At 33.2% G+C, this 22,313-nt stretch carries 17 protein-coding genes and 1 tRNA gene; 6 read left to right on the top strand and 12 right to left on the bottom strand.

Annotated elements, in window-relative coordinates; translation table 11 throughout:
* Positions 1 to 393: 393 nt before the first annotated feature.
* The 3 genes from Q0845_RS13285 to Q0845_RS13275 form a co-directional block, all read right to left on the bottom strand.
* The gene (locus Q0845_RS13285) at positions 394 to 1,146 is read right to left on the bottom strand and encodes a LytTR family DNA-binding domain-containing protein (protein ID WP_298513918.1); all 753 of its coding nucleotides are present in this window, start codon (positions 1,144 to 1,146) and stop codon (positions 394 to 396) included.
* A 2-nt stretch (positions 1,147 to 1,148) separates the two neighbouring features.
* Positions 1,149 to 4,049 (bottom strand): sensor histidine kinase, encoded by a 2,901-nt coding sequence (locus tag Q0845_RS13280; protein ID WP_298513915.1) that lies wholly within the window; start codon positions 4,047 to 4,049, stop codon positions 1,149 to 1,151.
* Positions 4,050 to 4,397: 348 nt separating this feature from the next.
* Positions 4,398 to 4,889: a hypothetical protein gene (locus tag Q0845_RS13275; protein WP_298513912.1), complete on the bottom strand. Its 492-nt coding sequence runs from the start codon at positions 4,887 to 4,889 to the stop codon at positions 4,398 to 4,400.
* Positions 4,890 to 5,064: 175 nt separating this feature from the next.
* Between Q0845_RS13275 and Q0845_RS13270 the strand changes: the two genes are divergently transcribed.
* From Q0845_RS13270 to Q0845_RS13245, 6 genes are all read left to right on the top strand, one after another.
* Positions 5,065 to 7,107: a tetratricopeptide repeat protein gene (locus Q0845_RS13270; RefSeq protein WP_298513910.1), complete on the top strand. Its 2,043-nt coding sequence runs from the start codon at positions 5,065 to 5,067 to the stop codon at positions 7,105 to 7,107.
* A gap of 1 nt (position 7,108) precedes the next feature.
* The gene (locus Q0845_RS13265; protein ID WP_298513908.1) at positions 7,109 to 7,861 is read left to right on the top strand and encodes a LytTR family DNA-binding domain-containing protein; all 753 of its coding nucleotides are present in this window, start codon (positions 7,109 to 7,111) and stop codon (positions 7,859 to 7,861) included.
* Between the two features lie 538 nt (positions 7,862 to 8,399).
* A complete protein-coding gene (locus Q0845_RS13260; RefSeq protein ID WP_298513906.1) occupies positions 8,400 to 8,960 on the top strand; it encodes an AraC family transcriptional regulator in 561 nt (186 codons plus the stop codon).
* Between the two features lie 243 nt (positions 8,961 to 9,203).
* Positions 9,204 to 9,536 (top strand): cupin domain-containing protein, encoded by a 333-nt coding sequence (locus tag Q0845_RS13255; RefSeq protein WP_298513903.1) that lies wholly within the window; start codon positions 9,204 to 9,206, stop codon positions 9,534 to 9,536.
* 206 nt (positions 9,537 to 9,742) lie between these two features.
* Positions 9,743 to 10,822, top strand: a complete 1,080-nt coding sequence (locus tag Q0845_RS13250; RefSeq protein WP_298513901.1) for a DUF1611 domain-containing protein — start codon at positions 9,743 to 9,745, stop codon at positions 10,820 to 10,822.
* Entirely contained in the window at positions 10,819 to 11,880 is a 1,062-nt protein-coding gene (locus Q0845_RS13245) for an alanine/ornithine racemase family PLP-dependent enzyme (protein WP_298513899.1), read from the top strand. The genes Q0845_RS13250 and Q0845_RS13245 overlap by 4 nt, the downstream gene beginning before the upstream one ends.
* Positions 11,881 to 12,143: 263 nt before the next feature.
* On the opposite strand, the gene Q0845_RS13240 is transcribed toward Q0845_RS13245, so the two are convergent.
* The 9 genes from Q0845_RS13240 to murD all read right to left on the bottom strand — a co-directional run bounded on the left by Q0845_RS13240 (position 12,144) and on the right by murD (position 22,151).
* Positions 12,144 to 12,217 (bottom strand) — tRNA-Arg (locus Q0845_RS13240).
* A 48-nt stretch (positions 12,218 to 12,265) separates the two neighbouring features.
* A complete protein-coding gene (locus Q0845_RS13235; RefSeq protein WP_298513897.1) occupies positions 12,266 to 12,715 on the bottom strand; it encodes a GatB/YqeY domain-containing protein in 450 nt (149 codons plus the stop codon).
* 100 nt (positions 12,716 to 12,815) lie between these two features.
* Positions 12,816 to 14,756, bottom strand: a complete 1,941-nt coding sequence (gene ftsZ / locus Q0845_RS13230) for a cell division protein FtsZ (RefSeq protein WP_298513895.1) — start codon at positions 14,754 to 14,756, stop codon at positions 12,816 to 12,818.
* Between the two features lie 22 nt (positions 14,757 to 14,778).
* Positions 14,779 to 16,134, bottom strand: coding sequence for a cell division protein FtsA (gene ftsA, locus Q0845_RS13225; RefSeq protein WP_298513893.1), 1,356 nt, complete (start codon positions 16,132 to 16,134; stop codon positions 14,779 to 14,781).
* Between the two features lie 3 nt (positions 16,135 to 16,137).
* The gene (locus Q0845_RS13220) at positions 16,138 to 16,857 is read right to left on the bottom strand and encodes a cell division protein FtsQ/DivIB (protein WP_298513891.1); all 720 of its coding nucleotides are present in this window, start codon (positions 16,855 to 16,857) and stop codon (positions 16,138 to 16,140) included.
* Positions 16,847 to 18,202, bottom strand: coding sequence for a UDP-N-acetylmuramate--L-alanine ligase (gene murC / locus Q0845_RS13215; protein ID WP_298513889.1), 1,356 nt, complete (start codon positions 18,200 to 18,202; stop codon positions 16,847 to 16,849). Before murC ends, Q0845_RS13220 begins: the two co-directional genes overlap by 11 nt.
* 85 nt (positions 18,203 to 18,287) lie before the next feature.
* Positions 18,288 to 19,397 carry an undecaprenyldiphospho-muramoylpentapeptide beta-N-acetylglucosaminyltransferase gene (murG, locus tag Q0845_RS13210; protein ID WP_298513887.1) on the bottom strand — a complete coding sequence of 370 codons (1,110 nt, stop codon included), beginning with the start codon at positions 19,395 to 19,397 and terminating at the stop codon, positions 18,288 to 18,290.
* Positions 19,398 to 19,555: 158 nt separating this feature from the next.
* On the bottom strand, positions 19,556 to 20,758 hold the full coding sequence (locus Q0845_RS13205; protein WP_298513884.1) for an FtsW/RodA/SpoVE family cell cycle protein: 1,203 nt from the start codon (positions 20,756 to 20,758) through the stop codon (positions 19,556 to 19,558).
* A 52-nt stretch (positions 20,759 to 20,810) separates the two neighbouring features.
* Positions 20,811 to 22,151: a UDP-N-acetylmuramoyl-L-alanine--D-glutamate ligase gene (gene murD / locus Q0845_RS13200; RefSeq protein ID WP_298513882.1), complete on the bottom strand. Its 1,341-nt coding sequence runs from the start codon at positions 22,149 to 22,151 to the stop codon at positions 20,811 to 20,813.
* Positions 22,152 to 22,313 lie beyond the last annotated feature (162 nt).

Below are 22,313 nucleotides of genomic sequence, written 5' to 3'. Positions count from 1 at the left end.
TTGAAAGTTAGATGTGTTTTGCTTTTTAGATTTTTGCTATTTTAAATGTTATATGTTGAATTTTAAATTATTGCTTATTGCTATGAAGTAATAGACTGGAATTTGATTTGTAATCAAAAGTCTTTGCATTTTTGGATTATTAGACCGCTTCGCTACTAGATGTTAGACATGTTTAATGCGCCTTTTGTTGGTTTATCTATTCGTATGTTCTCATGAAACTTACTGAAATAAAGTATGTCTAAAAGCAATAACGATCTAAAAGCGTAGCGCGTCTAAAATCTAACAGCGCAGCGTTCCAACTAGCCCTGATAGAACGGTTTGTCTGAAATCCTTTTTTGACGCCTTAGCGGGAAAAAAGATTGAGTAGTGATAGCAGGAAATAGCTTCTAATTCTTAAAATATTTCCGCAATGACCTGCATGAAGGTGTCTTTTTTGTCGCGCGAAATTGGAATGGTTTTGTTGTTTTCCATGATGAGATGAAAGCCATCTTTTTTGGAGAGTTCTTTGATGTGCTTTAGATTGATAAGGTAGGAACGATGCGGTTTGTAAAAGATAGGTTTGTGTGCCAATTGATCGGCAAAATGCTTGAGCGGCTTGCAAATAAATTCGGTTCTATTGCCTTGCAAATATACTTTTGTATACATTCCGTCCGCTTCAAAATAGTAAATATCGTCTTCGGAAGCAAAGATGATTCCTTTCGGGATTTCGAGCGCTATTTTACTGACAGCCATTTGTTTGAATGCCAGTTTTAAATCGTGAATTTGCGTATTGATATTTTTATCATTGATAATTTTTTCCGCCTTGCTTACAGCTTGTGAAAGTTCGGAAACGTCAATAGGTTTTAACAGATAATCAACCGCAGCCAGTTTGAAGGCTTCTACGGCAAATTCGTTGTACGCCGTGACAAAGATGATTTGGAAATCGACAGGTTCGTTTTCAAAGAATTCCAAAATTTGCAATCCCGAATGTTGTGGCATGTCAATATCTAAGAATACAATTTGTGGCTTTTTGGCTTTGATCGCTTTTACGCCTTCAAGTAAATTGGACGCTTTGTCAATTGCCGAAATTTGCGGGCAATTTTGCTGCAAGAGTGCTTCTAGTAGGTTTTGCGCTTTTCGTTCGTCGTCTATGATTAATACATTCATGGCTATTTTTTTAAAGGAATTTGGATGCTGACACGCGTTCCTGTAGGTTGTTGATTTTCGTCTATTAAGTCGCTAATAAGTACTTTTATTTTTTGCAGACGATCTTTGTTTATGAGTTCTACACGTTCCGTATTTGCACGCGTTGCAAACGATTTGTAATACTGCGTTTGACTTTCTTTGAGTTTTTGAGCCGCTTTTCGACCAATACCGTTATCCGTGATTTCACAGATTAATTGTTCGTTGTGTTTTTGGAAAGAAATTGCTAGTTTTCGGTTGTTTATTTTGTGATGCAAACCATGTTTTATAGCATTTTCAATGTACGGCTGAATGAAAAGTGATGGAATTTTGATGGTTTCCAACTCCAAATTTTCGGCTACTGAAACTTCGTAAGTGAGTTCTTCTTCAAACCGAACTTTTTCCAATTCGAGGTATAAGTACAAGGCTTTGAGTTCTTGATCGAGCGTGATTTCTTTTTCTTGACTTTGCTCTAAATACGTGCGAATTAAGCGTGAGAATTTCACCAAATATGTACTCGCTAAGTTTTGTTGATTTAGTACAATGTATTCCTGAATGGAGTTGAGCGCATTGAAGATAAAATGTGGATTCATTTGCGAGCGCAAGTTTTCTAAACGTAAGTTCACCAATTGTTTGTCGATCTCCAATTGCTGCAATTCTTTGTTTTTTTGCTTTTCGCGTGAACGAATTTGTTTTTTGTAGTATAAAATTACGATCGCCAATACGGTACACATGGACAAAATGATGAACCACGCTTGTTTCCAAAACGGAAGCGTAATGCTGAATTTAATGCTTTTTGGCTCGGAATATTGTGTTCCACTAGCGTTTTTTGCACGTAAATTGAACGTAAAATTTCCAGCAGGCAAGGTGTTGAATTTAACTGCCAATTGTCCTTTATCAACAACATTCCAGGAATCGTTAAAACCTTTTAGTTGGTATTCGTAACGCACAAATTTATTGGATTGAAATCCTTTTGAGTTGAATCGGATTTCAATTTCACTTTGTTGCTGTTTTATAATGTATGCATTTGCCAATGGCACTTGTCTTTCCTCTAAGTTTAGGTGCGTAAAGTATATTTCTGGTGTGTTCCATTGTTTGAAAACTGTGCGTTTGTCAAAACAAAACATTCCAATATTAGAGCTGAATATGACTTCATTTCCAAAGGTTTCAATATTGTTAATGTTGTATGAAAGTAAGCCATCACGTTTGTTAATGGTTTGAAATGTTTGTGTATCACTAGTGTAGTATTGCAATCCATTATCCGTGACAATCCAGAGATTTCTACCATCTGTTTTTATTTTATTGATCGATTTTGAAGCCAATCCGTTTTTGGTTGTTAATACGGTAACAACTTCATCATTTTTAATTCCTAAAACACCATTGTCGTAGGTTGCAGCCCAAATGATTCCATCGGAAGCTTCGTCAATGTCAAAGCTAAAAATAGGTTTGTTGTTGTGTTGAATTGTCTTTTGAAAATTAAATAGCGAATCGTACAATAATAAACCGTCAATATTGGCGATATAAGCTTTTTTATTGCGCTTTGAATAAATGGATTTGTAAGCTCTTTTTTGGTTGATTTCTTTGGTTTCTTTATCATTTCCATAGAACGTTCCATGTGAATAACTCTGCAAGTATTGATCGTCTTTTATATGCGAAATTGACTTTGCAGGACTTAATTTTTGAATGCGATTGCTCGTTTTATTTTCAGTATGATATTTTAAAACTTGCTTGTCGGAATTGTAATAGAGTATTTTTGTTGTTGGATTGTAATTGAGCTTGCGAATGTTTGAATTATCATTAAAATTGAAGTTTTTTTTGATGTTTCCTTTCAAGTTGACTGTTTGTAAGTTTCCTTTCGTATCACCTATAAAATAAGTTGAATCTGTTTCTTTTTCGAGTGTAGAAATATTTTTTTTTGTGTTTGATAGGATCCGTAAACTTTCATTAGGAATAACAAAAACACCTGTGTTTAGTGTAGGAATCCATAGGTTTTGCTGAAAATCTTTTATGATTTCTGTTGCGGCATACGATTGTAAATAATGTGCTATAATTTTGAGTTGGTTTCCGAAGCGTCTCGTCACAAAAACACCGTTCATTGTCGCAAAATAGAAGAGTTTGTCAAATTCTTGTATGGCTTGTGTTCGTGTTTTGTTTAGTTCGACAGGCAATTGTAGTTCAGTGATGGTTTCATTTTGAATATGAAATAAACTGTTTTGATCGCCTGTTTTGGATTGAAAAAATAACAAATGTCCATTGGAAATTTTATAAAAGGCTGTAAAAGCTGCATATTCTTTTGTGGGATTTAATTGCGTTTTTACAGCTTCCTGAATTTCTTTTGTTTGAATGTTTTGGTATACTAATTTGTTACTTGTTGAAAGGTAATAATAACGATCATTTGCTAGGTAACCGATATTTGTACCAACGACATTTGGTGTTGTATTGACTATTTTTTTAGTGTTAAGATCTATCCATATTGTGGCTTTTGGCTCACGAACAAGAAGGTATTTTTCATGAATTGCATAATCTACCAATGCGCCATTGAGTCGATCTTGTACATCGATAAATAGTATAATTTTGTTGTTCTCTATATAAAAAAACTGTCCTGCAATATTATTAAACCACAAACGTCCTTTTGCGTCTAATTTTAAGTTAAAGAAGGAACGTCCTCGTTTTTCAGGATGTGAATAGGCTATGTATTCTTTTCCATCGTATCGAAAAAGCCCTTTATTTCCTGCGAGCCATATATAACCTTCTGTATCTTCGATACTGTCATAAAATTCAATATCTGGTAAGCCGTTTGCTTCTGTTAGGTGAATACTAACAGGTTCTTGCGCCCAAATGACCGAGCTTGAAAGGATTAAATATATGATGAGTACTAACTGTCGCAAGTGAAAAAGTTTCAATAAAAGTACTATAAATTATAAAAAGGAAATGTCTTCCTTTCTGAAATGTACGAGTTCTTTGCTGAACTACTTGTTTTGAGAAAGCAGATGTAGATATTATTTTTTTAAGACTTATAAAAAGTTTCTATTTCCTTGAATCTCCGTCTTGAAAATGAAAAACGTATTAAAATAAAAAAGCAAGCTATTTATGTTAGTTTGCTTTTTGTTTATTTGTGACCTCTGCAGAATTATTCGCGAGATCCTTTTCTGATTACTGCTGTAAATAAGAAACCGCGAGTTTGTGTTATAGTTCTTCGTTTTTAGTTCAAAACTCAAACGTTGTTTGGATTTGCTCTAATGTGTTGCTAAATAAAAAGCATATGAAAGATTAATTGCATATAAAGCCCATGTATTATCGGACCAATTTTCAGGATTTGATCCAAAGTTAGATGCAATGGCATTTGATATTTTCTGGGTTGTTTCGGGATCTATTTTTTTCATTAATTCATAAATTAAAGTTGATATAGCTTTAAATGCAGTGAATGGAGGTATAAGATTACAATCTCTAATAATCTCTATATTATTAAAATACAAATCACCAAAGCCTCTAGTCAATTTTAAATTTGTACAAAGATTAATACCAAAGCTTCTAGAAACAAGTTCTATAATTACATAATTACTATCCAAACGATAATCTAAGCTTACACAATCGTTGAAAGGATGTGCTATTGTACAGAAATCTTCTAGTGCAGGAGTACTCTTTAAATATTTTTCTAAAGTAGTTTGCGAAAAAAGGTTACTTGAAAAAAGGAATACAACTAACACTGTTTTTAATAAATTTTTCATCGTTATAATATTTTGATTTATTTAAAACTAAAGACATATCGGCTTTTCTAAAAGATTGAATTAGTAAGTGCACACAACTAATTAGTAACTGTAAAAATCATCTCACTTATTCTAGTGAAATTCACAATAATAGCTTATTTTTAAGAACATATTAACACAACTTTTACTACCAATCATGAAAAGTATATATGTAACTATTATTCTATTATTACTAAATATTCATTTTAGTTTTAGTCAACAGAAAATTATTGATTCTTTGGAGTTGCAATTGGAAAATCCTACTAATGGGAAAACTAAATTGTATAACTTATTGAAACTTGGTTTTTATTATCAATATTCTAATCCAAAAAAAGGGTTGGTAAGACTTAAAGAAGCCGAAGAACTGGCCATGAAAAATAAAGACTCTTTTATGTTGGCTACTGTTTATTATAATAAAGGCTCGAACAATTTTAGACTTGGAAGAGATTCAATTGCTTTTGAATTTCACGATAAAGCAGGTAAAATTTACAAAGTAATAGATAGCATTCGGGCATTTACAATACTTTCTAAAAACACAGCAAAATTATTTTCTTTAAGAAAGAAACATAAAAAAGCTCTTGAAAAATATCAAAATATACAAGATGTTTTTATTGAACAAAAGGATACTATACATATGGCGCTAACTTATGGTGCTATAGGTAATGAAAAAATGTACCTTGGTAATTATACAGGTTCGATGGAGTCATTATTAAAAGGTATAAAGCTTTTAGACGAAATGAATCTTCAAGGAACTGAAGATTATGCTGAAATTCAAGTATACATGGGGTTACTTTATTACAAACTAGGTAAATATGACGATGCGTTAATGTTTCATCAAAAATCTTTAAATACTTTCAAAAAAAGTAATATGCAAGATTTTATGGCACATCAATATAATAATATTGGTAATATTCATTTTCAAAAAGAGAACTTTACTGAAGCTCTTAAAAACTATAAAGCAGCATATAACATTCATAAAAAGAATCAAAACCTAAATTCTATGGCTTCTGCAATGAATAATATAGGTATAATAAATTCTAGATTAAAAAAACACAGTATAGCTATTGCGTACTATGATAGTGTAATAGTTATTAATAAAAAACTAAAAAGTTATGGTTCTTTAGCTGAAAATTATAATAATAAGGCTATTTCTCTTCTTAAAAAAAATAATGCAAAAGAAGCGGAAAAATACTTTGACTCTAGTCTTGTATACGCTGAAAACGCTGGTGATAAATTGAAAATTCATGAAGCAAAACGTGGACTATCAGAGGCAACTTCTCTTTTAGGTAATTACAGAGAAGCTTTTAAAATCTTGGAAGAAGCAGTAATTATTAAAGATGAATTATTCTCTAATGATAAAAAAGAAGAACTTGCTGTTCAAAAGGCACAATATGAATTTGATAAAGAGAAAGCTGTCATAGAAGCCACTTTCAAAAAAGATCAGGAGATACAACAAGCCAATATTGAAAAACAGGTTTTTATAAGAAACTTGAGTATAGGAGCAGGTATATTTGTAATTGGTTTATTATCAATAGGATTTATTTTATGGAGAAAAAAACGAGAAGCTAATTACAATGCACAACTAAGCTCTTCCCAATTACAAAGTTTAAGAGCGCAAATGAACCCTCATTTTATTTTTAACACACTAAACTCTATAAACGATTATGTACTAAAAAATGATAAACAAAAAGCTAGTAATTATTTAACGCAATTTTCCATTATGGTGCGCCGTATATTGGAAAATACAGAAGAGGAAGAAGTGTCATTAGCTGAAGAAATTGAATTTCTTAAAAGTTATGTTGCTTTAGAGCAAAAAAGATCTCAACACAATTTTACTTTTAATGTAGAAGTAGATCAAAACATAAATCCAGAAATTACTCTATTACCTCCTTCATTATTACAACCATTTATAGAGAATAGTATATGGCATGGATTATCTGCTGTTAAACAAGGTCATATTTCACTTTCATTTTCACGAGGCAAACGTAATTTAGTCTGCATGATAGAAGATAATGGAACGGGATTCCAAAGTACTGAATCTAAAAATCCATTGCATAAATCTTTTGGATTAGAAAATGTTAAAAATCGATTACGCCTTTTAAACAAGTCAAAAAAATCTAATGCTAAATTTGAAATAAAAAATCAGGAAGAAATTGGTGTAAAAGTGATTGTAACATTACCGTTAATATTAGATGAATAAAATGAAGATCAAGGTTTTAATTATTGATGATGAACAACCAGCTATTGACAACTTAAAAGAGCTTTTAATACCATACGATAACTATATAATTTGTGGAGAAGCACTTACGTTACAACATGCTATTGAATTAACTATTATTGAAAAACCAAATTTAGTATTGTTAGATATTGACTTGAGGTTAGAAACTACTGGATTTGATTATCTTAATACATTTTTACCTAATATTAATTTTAAAATAATTTTTGTCACAGCTCACAACGAATTTGCAATTAAAGCTTTTGAATTTAATGCCTTGCATTATCTTTTGAAACCTGTTGAATCTAACAATTTTAGAGAGGCTTTATCAAAAATGAATGATCTTATAAAGCAAAGATTATATATTGACAGATTAGAGTCTCTCGCTGAATATGTAGAAAGCAAGCAGCCTATATTTATTTTTGTTAATACTACAGAAAGAATTCATAAGTTAGACATAAGAAATTTGAGTTTTCTTGAAGCAAAAGGAAACTATACCACAATTCATTTAACTAACCATAAAAAGATTACATCTGCAAAAACCTTACTTCATTATGAAAAACAATTAAAGGGAAACCATTTTTTTAGAATACATCACTCGAAATTGGTGAATTTAATTCAAGTAAAAAGTTATCAGAAAAAACAAAGAAAAGCTATCTTAGAAAATGAAATAATCTTGTCTGTTTCAATTAGAAGAGAAAAAGGATTTTTAGAAGCTTTACGAAAGTTGAAAAAGTAAATTATTTATTATTTGAATTAAATTTAAATTTTTATTTTACTTAAAATCAAAGAATTACACAAATACTGTCCGCTCGAGTATAAAAAACAAAAATCCTGTAACCTTTTAAATTACAAGATCTTACAATTTTTATGACCTCGACAGGATTATTATCATGATCCCTTGTAACTCACTACTGCAAATAAAGAACCATGCCAAATAGCATGGTTTCTTGCTTGATGTGACCGCGAACCTTCAAAGCTCGAACTTTTTGGTGGAGGATTTGAAGGAGATTGGGTTGTTTTTTTTGAGAAAAATAACTCTCTAATAATATTTCCGTAATATGTATGATTACATCTTGATAACCAGATGTATATTGACTATCTTTATAAGAATAATATTTCATAAAAATCTTACCCAATATACATCTGGTAATAAATGATATAGACTACATATTATTTTTCTCCACTTAAGACTATTGAAACTAAAATGTTTTTATAGTTATTATCTAAATCACTAATAATAGTGAGTCATGTATGGAATATTTAAAAATCAACAAATGAAATTATACATAAAACACATGGTCAGCCTACGCTGTAAAATGTCAGTAGAAAAAGAATTAAAAAAGTTAAAACTAGGACATGCCACAGTAAGTCTTGGCATGGTAGAAATTATAGAAGATATAACAAAAGAAAAGCGAATGCTATTCAAAAATGGTTTGTTTAAATCAGGGCTTGAACTATTAGATGACAAGAAAAGTATTCTTATAGAAAAAATAGTGAGTTCAATTGTAGAAATGATTCATGATATCGAAGAAGCTCCTAAAACTAATTATTCCACATATTTAAGTGAAAAGCTTGGATATAATTATACTTACTTGGCGAATATTTTTTCGGAAATAAAAGGAATCACTTTACAACATTACATCATCAATCATAAAATAGAACTAGTAAAAGAATTATTGTTTTACAAAGAATTTAATCTTACTGAAATTGCACATAAACTTCACTATAGTAGTACGGCACACCTGTCTAACCAATTTAAAAAGGTAACAGGGTTCAGTCCAACTTACTATAAAAAACTCAAAATGAAGAGAGAAAGAAATTTAGAAGACCTGTGATTTATGTAATATTTAGTTTCATTTATGTAACAATCCACTTATAGATAAGCATCATCTTTGTAAATGTTAAATTAAAACATATCAAATATAATTTATTATGTCGAAAGAGAAAGAAGGAAAAGGGAAATCAGGAAAAACAGCTCCCACAAGAACTGCAAAAGAAAAAAAAGCAGCTAAAATTGCCAAACGAAACGCAAAAAACAGAGGTGAATAAAAGAAAATATCTATACGAGAGATTTAACCATGAAGAGAGATGAGTTTGAAGAATCAAAAACATTCAACTTATCGGATGTACTGAATTACGAACGAAACAATATTATCATAAATAATATAGTAACAAACAATGGATGTGCTATTCAAGCCTTGAGCTTTGATTTTGGAAAAACACTGTCTTATCATAAATCTTCTTCACTACGATTTATCTATATTATTGAAGGAAAAGCAGAAGTGGTTATAAATAACAACTCAACTTTCATGCAAAAAGGAGATTCTATTCTTATTCCTGCACACACAGATAGTTCAGTTGAAGCAAATCATCAATTTAAGATGATTTGTATCACAATGAACAATAGTTAATATATTATAAAAAGAAGCATAATACAATTACAATGGAGATATAGTATTCATAAAAATTAATTTCCTGTGATACTTCTTATGAGCTTCTATATTCTTCACTATTGTACTGTTCGAAATGATCCCTTTGCTAGCTAGCTCATTTTTTTGTTAGATAGACCGAAACTCCTAAAAAATAATTTAACTCACCACTTAACAATTATACACTTATGAAGTCAAATGCATTAATCTACTGTGAAAATGAATTTGGAAAAGTAGATGGAAAAGTAGCTAATGGTTTAGTACGACAATCAGATACTTATAATATTATTGGAATCATAGACAGTACTAAGTCTGGTTTGGATGCAGGAGAATATTTAGAAGGAATAAAAAATGGAATTCCAATTTTTGAAAGCATTGAAACTGCTTTAAAAAAGTTAAACTCCGTTCCTAATAGTTTTATTTATGGTATTGCACCAATAACTTCATTTTTAAACGAAATACACCGAAAGATAATTTTAACCGCTATAAAAAGCGGGATGAATATTGTAAATGGCTTACCAGAATTTTTTAATGAAGATGAACAATTTACAAATGCAGCTCTTACATATGGAGTTACTATTCGTGATATAAGAAAACCGCCAAAACGTGAAAATCTTCACAATTTTTCAGGACGTATTAGAGATATAAAAACTCCAACAGTTACTGTAATGGGAACTGATTGTGCAGTAGGTAAACGTACTTCAGCACTACTTCTTGTTAACGCATTGAAAAAGGAAGGGCTCAATGTAGTATTTATAACTACAGGTCAAACAGGACTGCTACAAGGCTCTAACTACGGAATAGCTGTAGATGTTTTAGCTTCAGGATATGCTTCTGGCGAAGTTGAGAATGCCATTCTACAGGCTTGTAAGACGGAGGATCCAGACATTATCATTGTCGAAGGACAAGGGGCATTAGGTCATCCTGGATTTACTTCTTCAAGTGCTATTATACGTGGAGCAATGCCAGATGCAATTATTATACAGCATCCACCAAAACGAAAAAACTATTGCGACTATCCAAATATTCCAATGACAACATTGGAAGAAGAAATTAAAATGGTAGAAATCTTTTCTAAATCAAAGGTCATTGCTATTACTATCAATCATGAAAACATGTCAACTACAGAAGTAAATGATATTATTAATACATATGAATCTAAATATAATCTACCAACTACAGATGTTTTGCAACATGGGTGTGATAAACTAGTAAAAGCATTATTGATGACATTCCCAAAGTTAAAAAGAGAATCTGCACTACTTTGAATCTTCCTCGAATAGATATAAACACCTTAAAAATCACCCATAATGTCAAACAACTAAAAAAAATCTACGCTTCAAAAGGAATCAATATTATAGGAGTTACAAAGGTTATAGGAGGAAATCCATTAATAGCTAGTATTTTAGTTAAAAATGGCATTAAGATTCTTGCCGACTCTAGAATTATCAATATTAAAAAAATGAAAGAGGCTGGCATACTAGCACAATATTTATTACTCAGAACTCCTTCATTAAGTCAAGTAAAAGAAGTTATTGATAATGTTGATATAAGTTTAAATTCTGAATTAGTAGTTCTAAAAAAAATATCAAAATATGCTTTAAAAAAACACATAACACATAAAGTTATTCTTATGATAGAACTCGGTGATCTGAGAGAAGGAGTTATGCCTTCAGAAGTTGATCATACAGTAAGAGAAATATTAAAATTGAAAGGACTTTGTTTAATAGGAATAGGGGCAAATCTTGCTTGTTTAAATGGAATAAATCCAAGTTTAGATAAAATGAACGAGTTATCCTCAATAGCCATTCATATAGAAAGAAAATTCAAAATACTATTGCATATTATCTCAGGAGGAAACTCTGCAAATTATCAATGGTTCAAATCTTCTAAAAATATAGGTAGAATAAACAATTTACGCATTGGAGAATCTATTTTTCTTGGTAGAGAAACACTTTCCAGAAACCCCATATCTGGGTTATTTACTGATATTTTCACATTGATTACTGAAGTTATTGAATCAAAATTAAAACCATCTATGCCTTATGGAGAAATATATCAAAATGTTGGTGGAATAATTCCAGCAATTAGAGATCGTGGTTTTATAAAAAGAGCTATTTTAAATATTGGTTTACAAGACACTATAATTTCAGGAATAATTCCAAAACAAGATATAATTATTATAGGAGCAAGTAGTGATCATATTATAGTTGATAATACTAAAACTGACTTAAAAGTTGGTGATACAGTAGAGTTTACACTTAATTATGAAGCTTTATTAAGAACTATTAACTCTCCATATATAACTAAAAACTTAATACATTAAAATACAGGTTGAATTTTATTACATGATAGTTATTTTATTTAACATATAAAATCCCAACTAAATAGTTGGGATTTTTAGTGAAAGAAACTTCCGTAGTGACCCTGACAGGATTATTTCATGATCCCTTGTAACTCACTGCTGCAAATAAGAAACTACGAGCTTACGCTCTAGTTCTTTGTTTTTATAAAAAGAGCTCAAACTAGGTTTGGCTCTTTTTATAAAAACAAAGAACCATGCCAAATGGCATGGTTTCTTGCTTGATGTGACCGCGAAGGGATTCGAACCCCCAACCCTCAGAGCCGAAATCTGATATTCTATCCAGTTGAACTACGCAGCCTATTGTATTCCCGTAAAAACGGGAATTTTATTATCTAAATTCTATATATTAGTTAGAAAGTTTTGCCTTTACAATCGTAGAAATGGTTTTTCCATCTGCCTGACCTGCCAATTGTTTAGAAACGAGTCCCATTACTTTTCCCATGTCTTTCATTCCTGAAGCTCCAATATCATCGATAGTCATTACCACTACTTTTTCTATTTCTTCTGCAGTTAGTTGCTCTGGTAAGAATTGTTCTATAATCGCTGCTTGTGCAATTTCTGGCTCTGCTAAATCCTCACGTCCTTGTTCTGTGAAAATTGTAGCACTGTCTTTACGCTGTTTTACTAACTTCTGTAATAACTTAATTTCATCTGCTTCCGACAACTCATCTCCTGCTCCACTCGTCTTTGCTAAAAGTATTTCCGATTTTACAGCACGTAAAGCTGCCAAAGCCGTTTGATCTTTCGCTTTCATAGCCGTTTTCATAGCCGTCATTATATCTTGTTGTAATCCCATGGTTTTTGTTTTTGAAGAAGCGAAGATAAAAAATTAAACCCGAAAATCGAACAGCAATTTCCGGGTCTAAAAAAAACATATATAATAGTACTAAATCAAATTAGTCAACGTTGTCGTGCAAGAAAGAATTATTATTTCTCAATTGCATATCATCATTGCTATCCGTACCTAAACTGGTTCGGGAAGCTTTAGTATCAGTCGAATTGGCATCATTAAGCTCAATACCTGCTCTTTTGTAAGCTGGCTGTTTCTCAATATCTTCAATACGATTGACATTATTGTTATTGAATTTATAATTAAATTCTTTTAACTTTCTCTTTCGTTCGTCCGTTCTACTTTTTAAACTCTCTTCAATAGTACTATTGAAAGGATCAACACTATCAGCACTTGGAGTTTCCTCGATTGGACTTTCAACGGTTTTCTTCTCAAAAACTATACCATCTTCAGCTGCCTGAGAAATATTTTTTTCAGAAGTAGGTTCTTCATCCATATAGTCATCTAAGCTGTAACGCGTGACACCTTTGTCATGCACTTCTGTCACAGGAATGACTTCCACAGGATCATTTACTTGAATAGCATTTACGTCTTCCGACAAGTCAAATCTCACTTTTTCTTCTTGCTTTGGAGCTTCTTCTTGTACAGGTTCCGCTAACGGCATGTCAAAAGTAAAAGAAATTTGGTTTTCTTCTTCTTCCTCTTCTTTTGGCGTTACTACAACAAATTCTGGTTCATTCACCTGAATATCCCTAATTTCATCTGTCAATGTCGTAATGATAAAATCTTCCTCTACGTGTGTCGCTTTCACTTCTTCATAAACTACAGACATATTTTTGATGATTTCCGTAGTTGGAATCAAATTGAGTGTTGCAGTATCATCTACCAACGTATGGCGAATGACTTCTTCCTTTTTTGGCTTTGGCGCTTCTACAGGTTGTTGAGGAATATTTGGTGTTACAACTGCTGTTGACTTAGGTGTTAAGTTTTGAACTGCTGGTTGCTCATCTTCCAAGGTGTGAATCACTTTTTTTGATTCTGTATTCACGATTTCATCCTGTTGATCTATATCAAAACCAGTAGCAATGATTGTTACAGAAATTGCATCTTCTAAGGTTTCATCTTCTCCAACTCCCATGATGATGTTTGCACTTCCACCAGCTTCATTTTGAATATGATCATTGATTTCTCCGATTTCATCAATCGTGATTTCTTCTGAACCAGAAACGATAAGCAACAGTACGTTTTTAGCTCCATCAATTTTGTTATCATTTAATAATGGCGAATCTAAGGCTTTCATAATGGCTTCACTGGCTCTGTTAGCTCCAGAAGCATTAGAAGATCCCATGATGGCTGTTCCACTATTAGATAACACTGTTTTCGCATCACGCAAGTCAATATTTTGCGTATAGTGATGCGTTATTACTTCTGCAATTCCTCTAGAAGCTGTAGAAAGTACTTCATCTGCTTTAGAGAATCCTGCTTTAAATCCTAAGTTTCCGTAAACTTCTCTTAGTTTGTCATTATTAATCACAATCAGAGAATCTACATGTGTACGCAATTTTTCTACTCCAACACGTGCTTGTGTATTACGCATTTTGCCTTCAAACTTAAAAGGAATCGTTACAATACCTACCGTAAGTATGTCTTTATCTTTGGCTAATTTTGCAATTACTGGTGCAGCTCCTGTTCCGGTTCCACCACCCATTCCGGCTGTAATGAATACCATTTTTGTATTGGTATCGAGCATCATTCCGATGTCTTCAATACTTTCTAAAGCTGCTTTTTCACCAACTTCTGGATTGGCGCCTGCACCAAGTCCTTCTGTCAATGAAACTCCTAACTGTATTTTGTTAGGCACTGGACTGTTTTGTAGAGCTTGTGAATCTGTATTACAAATCACAAAGTCTACACCTTTTATTCCTTGCTGGAACATGTGGTTAATGGCATTACTTCCGCCACCGCCTACACCGATCACTTTGATTACATTTGATTGGTTCTTTGGCAAATCAAATGAAATGTTTCCGAATTCTGTGTTGCTACTCATAATTCTTAAAACTGGTTTTTTATTATTCTGCGTTATCTAAAAAATCTTTCAACTTATCGGCCCATTTTTCAAAGATCGACTTGCGTTCTCTTCTTGGTTCCGATTGTATTGGAGCACTGGTATTGGTTTGTTCTTCGTTTTCTTCGATAGCAGTTTCTGCTGCTGAAGTTGTTTCTGTAGGTGCTTCCACAACTTCTTCTTCGATGATAACTTTTGATTGGTTTTCAATTGCATTCATTACTAATCCGACAGCCGTTGCATATAATGGACTTGCCATATCTGGGTCTGAATCGCCTGCTAGATGTTCGTTTGGATAACCGATTCGGGTATCCATTCCTGTAATGTATTCCACCAATTGCTTTAAGTGATTCAACTGACTTCCGCCACCTGTCAGCACAATTCCAGCAATTAGTTTCTTTTTTTGTTCTTCATGTCCGTAATTCTTAATTTCTAAGTACGCTTGTTCTATAATTTCAACAACACGTGCATGAATTATTTTTGAGAGATTTTTTAAGGTAATCTCTTTGGGTTCTCTTCCTCGTAATCCAGGAATTGACACTATTTCATTGTCTTTGTTTTCTCCTGGCCAAGCAGATCCAAATTTTATTTTGAGTAATTCTGCTTGTTTTTCAATGATAGAGCAGCCTTCTTTGATATCTTCTGTGATGACATTTCCTCCAAATGGAATTACTGCCGTATGACGAATGATTCCATCTTTAAAAATGGCCAAATCGGTTGTTCCACCACCAATATCAATTAATGCAACTCCTGCTTCTTTTTCTTCCTGACTTAATACTGCATTTGCTGAAGCTAACGGTTCAAGCGTGATTCCTGCCAAATCTAATCCTGAGCTTTTCACACAACGCCCAATATTTCGGATTGAAGAAACTTGTCCCACAACAACGTGGAAATTTGCTTCCAAACGTCCGCCATACATTCCAATAGGCTCTTTGATTTCAGCTTGCCCATCTACTTTATATTCTTGCGGAAGCACATGAATAATTTCTTCTCCCGGAAGCATCACTAATTTATATACTTGATTGATCAATAAATCAATATCACCGTCATCAATAACTTCATCAGCATTGGTCCGTGTGATATAATCGCTGTGTTGCAAACTACGGATGTGTTGTCCTGCAATTCCAACCACAACTTCACTGATTTTAAAGTCAGAATCACTTTCTGCGCCTTGCACAGCTTGTTGTATGGATTGAATCGTTTGTGTAATATTATTTACCACACCACGATGCACACCGAGACTCTTGGATTTTCCTACTCCAAGAATTTCGAGCTTACCATATTCATTCTTTCGCCCAATCATTGCCACAATTTTTGTGGTTCCTATGTCTAATCCTACTGCGATGCTATTGTTTTCCATACTTTATTTTTTGGTGCACACTACTTGATTGGTAAATTTTAAATCAACTTTTGCATAATCGTTCAATGTTTTATCTTTTGTTGCTTTTTTATAAAACGCTTTCAAATTATTCACCTTCTTCTCTTTATTTTTTATGTTGCCAAATAGCACAACAAAATCATTCGTTCTTAATTTAAGATTGAATGTTTTGTTTTCGTTTTGTACTATAGCGATCACATTCTTTTTTAGAAAGTCATCTTCGGCAATATATTTTGCGAGTACATATATGTTTTGCAACTCTTTTTTATCTACTTTTCCTTCCACAAACGGAACGCGAGCAGCAGAAACTGAAGACAAAGGCATAGCCTTCCCTTCAGAATCGATGTAATAAGAGTCTTTTGTTGCGATACGTGCAATTGGTGTTCGCTGTTTAATTTTTGCACCAAGAGTCCCATTTACAGACAGATACACTTCTGCATCTTGAATCATTTCATTCGCGCGTAAACGTTCCTCTAGAACATCCAAATCTAGTTGTTCTTTTCTTACGTTCGTAACGCTATCCTGATTTTGTATTAACAATTTATTAACCATCGTTCTCGTGATGAAATCTTGCTCTCTTTCCAAAAATTTGATGTCTGGATTTTCAATGACACGCGACGCATTTCTATTCGCCGAAAAGGCATATAGAAAGATCAATATTGCGACAATTGCAATTCCTTTTATAAGATTCCAATTAATATTCAACGGTTAATACATTTTTAATTTTTACTACTTCTTCTCCTATATCGCCAGCGCCAACCGTTAATAATACATCTGTATTAACAGCAGACACATGATCGATTAAATTTTCTTTTGCGATCAATTGTTTTTGGTCATTTTCTATTTTATCCAACAACCAACTTGAAGTAACACCTTCTATTGGCTTTTCCCTTGCGGGATAAATCTCTAACAAAATAATTTCATCAAACTGCGCTAAACTTTCTGCAAATTCATCTGCAAAATCCTTTGTTCTACTGAATAAATGCGGTTGAAAAATAGCCGTTACTTTTTTTTCAGGATACATTTCACGTACCGCTTGATGCAAGGCATTTATTTCTGTAGGATGATGCGCATAATCGTCAATAAATACAAAGTCTTCCGTTTTAATTTGATACGAAAATCTTCGCTTGACACCTGTAAAAGTTCCCAAAGCTTTGGCGAGGCGGTCGGTTGGGGTTCCTATAATGTCCGCCATCGCGAAAGCTACTAGACCGTTTAACAAGTTGTGTCGTCCGGGAATAAAAAATTGCACGTCTTCAATGATTTTCAATGGCGTTACAATGTCAAACACATACGCCCCATTTTGTATGTGTATGTTTTTTATATGATAATTAGATGTTTCTTTGAATCCGTATGTAATTCCATCTAATTCAGTAATATCTTCTTGCACAAACAGCTTCCCGTTTGGCTTGATGCATTTGGTAAATGCTACGAATGAATCTTGCAAAGCTTCTTTTTCTCCATAGATATCCAAATGATCGGCATCCATAGATGTAACACAAGCTACATCTGGCGAAAGCTGCAAAAAGGAACGATCGAACTCATCTGCTTCAACGACTGTGATTTCAGTTCCTTTTAGAATTAAGTTGGAATTGTAATTTTCTGCAATTCCACCTAAAAAAGCGGTTACATCAGTTCCTGATGCTGCCAACAAATGTCCCAAAATACTAGATGTTGTGGTTTTTCCATGCGTTCCTGCCACACCTAAACAAAAGGTATCTTTTGTGATTAAACCTAATACTTCTGCTCTTTTGTATATATGGAAATCATGCGCACGGAAATAAGTTAATTCCGCGTGTGAACTTGGAACAGCTGGCGTATAAATGATGATCGTATTTTCTTTATTGAGATATGCTGTTGGAATCCCAGTTACATCATCTTTTGTCGAAACCAAAATACCCAAAGCCTCCAATCCGTCAGTGATTTCAGTTTTTGTTTTATCGTAGCCCGCTACATTTTTGTTATTGAATTTGAAATAGCGCGCCAAAGCAGACATGCCGATTCCGCCAATGCCTACAAAATAAACGTTATGTATGTTTTTCAAATTCATTCTCAATAATTGAGATTTTATTATTTCAACGCTTGCGTCAAAATGTTCAGTTTATATTCTTTTAATTGCTCTTTACAACTTACCATTAGGCAGTTGACTTATTCAATAATTTTTCTACTTCATCTACGATTCGCAAAGTTGCGTCAGGTAATGCTAATTCTTTGATTTTTTCACCTAATTCAGCTTGTTTTTTTTCTGATTGCATTAATATTTCAAACTGTTTATCAAACTGTTCATCTAGTTCACTTTCTCTAATTAAGATTCCTGCATCTTTTTCCGTAATTGCCAATGCATTTTTTGTTTGATGATCTTCTGCTACATTTGGCGACGGAATAAAGATTACAGGTTTCCCTACAATGCACAATTCCGATACCGAACTTGCGCCTGCGCGTGAAATGATTACATCTGCAGCAGCATACGCTAAGTCCATTTTATTGACAAATTGATGCACTTGCACATGCGCCAATTCGTTGTGTTTCTTATAGTTTTCGTAATAGAATTTTCCGCATTGCCATATGAGTTGTACGTTTTGTTCTTTGAAGAAATTCAATGATGCTTCTATAAGTTGATTGATTCTTCTTGCGCCCAAACTTCCTCCAATAATCAATACCGTTTTGGTGTTTTCTTTTAGTTGAAAAAACGTTTTTGCTTCGGTTCTTTTACTTGTTATTTCTAATAAATCTTGTCGTACAGGATTTCCTGTTTTTATAATTTTCCCTTGCGGAAAGAAACGTTCCATATTGTCATACGCGACACATATTTTTTGCACTTGCTTTCCAAGTAATTTATTTGTGATTCCTGCATACGAATTCTGTTCTTGAATCAACGCAGGTACTTTTTTTCCAGATGCTACTTTTAGCAATGGTCCACTTGCAAATCCGCCAGTCCCAATGACTACATCTGGTTTGAATTTTTTGACAATTTTTCGCGACTTCATCAAACTACTTATCAACTTGAACGGAAACATCATGTTTTTTAATGTCAGTTTTCGCTGCAATCCTGAGATCCACAAACCTTCAATTTTGTACCCTGCTTGTGGCACTTTTTCCATCTCCATTCGATCTTTTGCTCCTACAAATAGGAATTCCGATTCTGGGTACCGTTTTTTTAATTCGTTCGCAATCGCAATCGCAGGATAGATATGTCCTCCTGTTCCGCCACCTGATAATATGATACGATACGATTTGTTACTCATTTTTTTTATTTGCTTACTCTTTTGTGTTTTTTGTTGATTTGTTGATTTGTTGATTTGTTGATTTGTCTATTTGGCTATTTGTCTATTTGTTCTTTGCTATCTTAGTTTTCTTTGAAACATTCTCAATACTCACATCTCAATACTCAATACTTTCTGCATCAAATAGCTTCACTTAAAACTGCTAATGGATTTTCTTCTTTTTCTTTTTGTTCTAATATCTCTTCGCGTTTTTTACTCACACTTAATACAATTCCGATAGCTAAACACGTCATCCAAATAGAAGTTCCTCCACTACTGATTAATGGTAATGTTTGTCCTGTTACTGGAAATAATTCTACCGCAACTGCCATGTTTATGAGTGCCTGAAATACGATCGGCAATCCGACACCAATGGCGAGTAATTTTCCAAATATTGTATCTGCCTTGTGCGCCACAATAACAATCCGAAATAGAAGTAACAAGTATAGAAAGAGTAACGATAAACCTCCTACTAAACCATATTCTTCTACAATGATTGCATAGATAAAATCGGATGCACTTTGCGGCAATAGATTTTTCATGACACTTTTTCCTGCTCCTACACCTACAATACCTCCCGTTGCAATTGCAATTTTTGATCGATCTATTTGGTAATCTCCTTCACTATTTTGTTTTTTATCGCCACTCCAATAGTTTGCAACACGATTTTCCCATGTTTGTATTTTGGTTTGAATTGGTCCTGGAATCGCTCTTCCAATTACAATAAATAATAATAGACCTACAATTCCTGAACCCACTACCATTAAGAGATATTTCCATGGATAACCTCCCAAAAAACACAACATTAATACCATTGAAAAAATGATGGCTGCGGTTGAAAAGTTTGCAGGTAATATCAATCCAACTATTAAAAATACAGGGATCCAAAGTGGCAAAATTGTTTCTTTGAAAGTGACTACTTTATCTTTTATTTTCGACAGATATCTAGCTACATAAATCATCAAAACAACACCTGCCAATGTGGAAGTTTGAAATTTGAGTCCCACAAAAGGAATTCGCATCCAACGACTTGCATTTGCTCCTCCAATGGTTGTTCCTTGCGCTAGCGTATACATTAAAAAGAACAAGACAATTGGCAACATAATGATAGACAAGCCTTTGAAGTAATGATATGGCATTCGATGGACTCCATATATAATCGCAAATCCTAGGAATAAATGCGAAGCATGTTTCACTAAAAACTTCAATGTATTTCCATCTCCATACAGATACGCCAAGTTGCTACTTGCGCTGTATACAGGTAAAAACGAGAATAACGCTAGCAAGGCAACTACTGCCCAAAGCGCTCTATCTCCTTTTATGTTTTTAAAGATGGTGTTCATTGTTTTTTTTGTTTGTTTGTTGATTTGACTATTTGGTTGTTTGGTTTTTTGATTATAGGTTTCTTACAGATGCTTTGAATTGCTTTCCGCGTTCTTCATAATTTTCAAATAAATCAAAACTTGCACATGCTGGCGATAGTAATACGTTATCTCCTTTTTCTGCAATTTTATGAGCAATTTTTACAGCTTCATCCATAGAAGTTGTTTCTACCATTAAATCTGTAACTCTTCCGAATGATTCAATGATTTTTGAATTGTCAACTCCTAAACAAACAATTGCTTTTACTTTTTCATGCACTAGTGGCAACAAGTCTGAATAGTCATTCCCTTTATCAACACCACCAACAATCCAAACCGTTTGCGTTGTCATGCTTTCTAAAGCATAATACGTTGCATTGATGTTGGTTGCTTTGGAATCATTGATGTATTGAACATTCTGGATTTTTAATACTTTTTCCAAGCGATGTTCTACACCTTGAAATCCTGACATACTTTCGCGTATGGTTTGTTTTCTGATGTTTAATAATTGTGCTACTGCAGAAGCTGCCATTGCGTTTTTTACATTGTGTTGTCCTTCTAGTGCTAGCGAGTCCGTCGGCATAGTTATTGTCTTATTTTGTATCGTTAGTATTATGTTTTTGTCTTCTATATATGCACCATTCTCTAGTTTGTTTTTGAGTGAGAATGGTATTAATGTCGATTTTACTTTGTGTTTTTTTATTCCTTCAACTACGACTTCATCATCTGCGTCATAGATGAGATAATCGTTTTCTGTTTGATTCATCGCAATTCTGAATTTTGATGCGATGTAGTTTTCAAACTTATAGTCATATCGATCTAAATGATCGGGCGTAATGTTAGTAATGATGGCAATATGCGGTCTAAAATCAATGATTCCATCCAACTGGAAACTACTGAGTTCTAACACATATTCATCATACGATTGTTCTGCTACTTGTTTCGCAAAACTATCGCCCATATTTCCTGCGACTCCGACATTTAATTCACCTTGTTTTAATACATGATGCGTTAACATCGTCGTTGTCGTTTTCCCATTGCTTCCTGTAATTCCTACAATCGTTGCTTCTGTGAATTGCATAGCAAATTCGATTTCAGATATCACAGGAATTCCTTTTTCCCTGAGTGCTTTTACCAAAGGAATGGTGTCTGGAATTCCAGGACTTTTCATTACAATAGTTGCGTTGAAAAGCTTTGCTTCTGTATGCTGCTTTTCTTCCCAATCTATTTCAAACTGATTCAGAACGTTTTTGTAGTGCTGCTTGATGGCTCCTTTGTCTGAAACAAATACTTCATAGCCTTGTTGTTTTCCTAAAATTGCTGTTCCAACACCGCTTTCTCCTCCGCCTAATATGACCAATCGTTGTTTTGACACTACTTGTTTTTTATTGTTAGTTACTCGTTGTTGGTTGCTGGTTTTCTTACTCGTAACTTTTATTTTTTATTTGCTTTAGCCGTTGGCTTTTTTTTGTGTATTCGTTAATTCGTGTATTCGTTTTTTTTGTTAGTTTCTTGACTTCACTTCCCAATACTCATA

Origin of the sequence: uncultured Kordia sp. (assembly GCF_947489565.1) — a bacterium.
Classification (GTDB): domain Bacteria; phylum Bacteroidota; class Bacteroidia; order Flavobacteriales; family Flavobacteriaceae; genus Kordia.
The sequence above is the reverse complement of the archived record's forward strand: the minus strand, read 5'-3'. Positions and strand labels throughout refer to the sequence as shown.